Below are 2,049 nucleotides of genomic sequence, written 5' to 3'. Positions count from 1 at the left end.
TGCGTCGAAGACGGCTGATCGGCCAGAAGACGGCTTCCGCGCGCCCGATCACCCGGTTTGCAGGAAGCTCTTGCCACTCGTGGGAGTCGTGGGACTGGTTGCGGTTGTCGCCTAAAACAAAGTAGCTGTTTTCAGGAACGACATAGGGATCCAGGTGGTACTCGGGGTCCTCGGCGACATGGTTTTCGATCAGTGGCACGTGGTTGCGCAGCACTTGGCCTGGCTGGATCTCCACCTTGGTATCGCGGCGGCCCACGCGGGTGGCGAACTCTGCGGCGGAGATCGTCTGGCTGCCGGCATGGATGCCCTCACGCGTCAGCCGGAGTGGTACGTCTGCCGGGCCATTCTCACCTGGCTCCGTAGTACTTGGGATGCCCAAAATGCCGCGAATGTCGGCGTGGAAGTAGCGGATTCCCTCCACTTCGACATAGCCCTCTTTGACTTCGATGGTGTCGCCGGGCAGACCGATCAGGCGCTTAATGTACTCGGGCTCGTTCCAGTCCGCCTCGTGCGGGGCACGGAAGACGATAATCTCTCCACGGCGCGGTGGGCGCAGTCGGTAGAGGAACTTGTTGACGACGAGGTGATCCCCCTCTCGCAGCGTGGGGTGCATCGAGCCACTGGGGATGTGGTAGGTCTGGAGCACAAAAGGACGTAGTAGCAAGAAGACCAGAGCAACCGCCAGCATCGCGGACTCCGTCAGCTCCGAGAGAAAGAGAAAAAAGCTCCGCCGCAGTGCACGAAGCACCAGCCGCAGAGCCGTAAGCCCACCCAGAAGCAAGACAATGGTGGGCACGGAAAGATTCGCGATGCGCTCTGTCCATGTCTCCACCATTGTCTGTAAGCTCCCTGGCCCCCGCACGCGGGGGAGTTCTTGAATGTTTAGTTGCTGCGGCTGAAACGACCGTTGCGGTCTTCCTTCAGACGGGTTGCCTTGCCGACCAGACCACGCAGGTAGTACAGCTTGGCACGACGAACCGCGGCGCGCCGGGTTACTTCGATCTTCTCGATGCGCGGCGAGTGTACCAGGAAAGTACGCTCCACCCCGACTCCGTTGCTGGCGACCTTGCGAACCAGGACGGTATCGCGGATACCCGCACCGTGGCGGCTGAGCGCCACGCCCTCAAAGACCTGAACACGCTCTTTGCCACCCTCGATAACCTTCACATGGACGCGCACGGTGTCACCGCCACGGAACGGGGGCACATCGGCTTTCTTCTGTGCCTCTTCGATATCACGGATCGCAGTTGCGTTCACTTTACTCATATACGTCTCCCAAACAAATTTAGTTTCTTTGGAGGCGTCCCCTGGCGGTCTCCTCGCGGCAGTGAAGGCTCACTCCGGACTGGACACAGGTTCGTCCACCCGGACGGATTGCTCCGCCCGTGCTGAGGCTTGTGCCTCTTCTCGCGAGGCCGAAGCCTCGTCTTGTGCCGTTTGAGCATCATGAGCGTCCAGAAGTTTCTGGTCCGCTTTGCTCAGCGGCAGCAGCTTTTCCCACAGATCCGAGCGGCGTGCACGGGTGCGCACCAGCGCCTGGGTCCGACGCCATTTCGCGACATTGGCATGGTGCCCGGAGGTCAGTACCTCAGGAATGCCACGCCCCTTGAAGAGCGCCGGGCGGGTGTAGTGTGGGTACTCCAGCACCCCCCCCTCAAAACTTTCTTCCTGCGCCGATGATGCATTTCCCAGCACTCCGGGCAGCAGGCGCACACTCGCATCCAGCATTACCAGTGCAGCGAGCTCACCGCCGGTGAGAACATAGTCTCCTAGCGAGATCTCGCGCGTGATCCAGCCGTCCCGTACCCGCTCATCAATGCCCTCGTAGTGGCCACAGACAATCACAATGCGCGGCAGACTCGCCAGCTCCTGAGCGAGCACCTGGGTGAACGGCTCACCATCGGGCGCGGTGAGGAGCACCGGAATGCTCGTGTCGCCCCCCGTCGCCGCCTCAATGGCAGCGACCAGCGGCTCGGCCTTCATCACCATGCCTGCTCCGCCGCCAAATGGACAGTCGTCCACGGTGCGGTGACGGTCCTGGGTGAAGTC

General features: G+C 61.6%; 3 protein-coding genes. All 3 read right to left on the bottom strand.

The features are described 5' to 3' along the window. The coding region (lepB, locus tag ACH2EH_RS05815; protein WP_395139819.1) for a signal peptidase I at positions 1–835 on the bottom strand (835 nt) is incomplete at its 3' end. A 47-nt stretch (positions 836–882) separates the two neighbouring features. Beyond that, the gene (rplS, locus tag ACH2EH_RS05810) at positions 883–1,266 is read right to left on the bottom strand and encodes a 50S ribosomal protein L19 (RefSeq protein WP_395139817.1); all 384 of its coding nucleotides are present in this window, start codon (positions 1,264–1,266) and stop codon (positions 883–885) included. A 69-nt stretch (positions 1,267–1,335) separates the two neighbouring features. Beyond that, the coding region (trmD, locus tag ACH2EH_RS05805; protein WP_395139815.1) for a tRNA (guanosine(37)-N1)-methyltransferase TrmD at positions 1,336–2,049 on the bottom strand (714 nt) is incomplete at its 5' end.

It is taken from the genome of Armatimonas sp. (assembly GCF_043760365.1).
Classification (GTDB): domain Bacteria; phylum Armatimonadota; class Armatimonadia; order Armatimonadales; family Armatimonadaceae; genus Armatimonas.
This window is presented reverse-complemented; position numbering and strand designations above follow the sequence as displayed.